Below are 672 nucleotides of genomic sequence, written 5' to 3'. Positions count from 1 at the left end.
AGCGAAGCTCAAGCCGCAACAGGTGGGCCCGCAGAGCAATGCCGACGAGTTCTTCTTCGACGCGCTGAAGGACAACGCGATCGGCGTGATCGGCTCCGGCCAGTACGTGCAGAGCATGGACACCCCGCGCAACCAGGCCTTCGTAGCGGCCTACAAGAAGAAGTACAACCGGCCGCCGGCACCGGTGGATGTCGCGGGCTACGACTCGATGCGCCTGATCATCGACGCGGTCCGTCGCCTGAAAGGCAACGTCTCGGACAAGGCGGCGGTGCGGCAGGCCATGATCGACGCGGAGATCGACAGTCCGCGCGGCTACTTCAAGATCGATCCCAAGGACGGCAACGTCGTCCAGAACATCTACATCACGAAAGTGGTCAAGCGGGCGAACGGCAGCTTCGCCCACGACGTGCTGGCGACGATGGAGAAGGTCCGGGACCCGGACACCTCCTGCAAGCTGAACTGGGACTGAGCGGTACGCGCGGATGAATACCGGAAGTCTCATCGAATACCTGGTCAATGGATTGCAGGCCGGGCTCCTCCTGTTCGTCATCTCGGCCGGCCTGACGCTGAGCTTCGGGCTGATGCGGGTCGTCAACCTGGCGCACGGATCGTTCTACATGCTGGGCGCTTTTGCAGGCCTGACCGTGGCGAAGCTGACCGGGTCTTTCATCC

2 protein-coding genes are annotated in these 672 nt (G+C 62.8%); both read left to right on the top strand.

Annotation, left to right across the window (positions count from 1 at the left end):
• Positions 1 to 469 (top strand): ABC transporter substrate-binding protein (locus ACXJ3V_RS20290; protein WP_457102162.1); only part of this gene is annotated, 469 nt, incomplete at its 5' end.
• 13 nt (positions 470 to 482) lie between these two features.
• The coding region (locus tag ACXJ3V_RS20285; RefSeq protein WP_457102161.1) for an ABC transporter permease subunit at positions 483 to 672 on the top strand (190 nt) is incomplete at its 3' end.

The sequence above is a fragment of the Microbacterium sp. P5_E9 genome (assembly GCF_054049175.1).
Note: the sequence above shows the minus strand (reverse complement) of the source record. Positions and strands in the feature narration are given on the sequence as shown.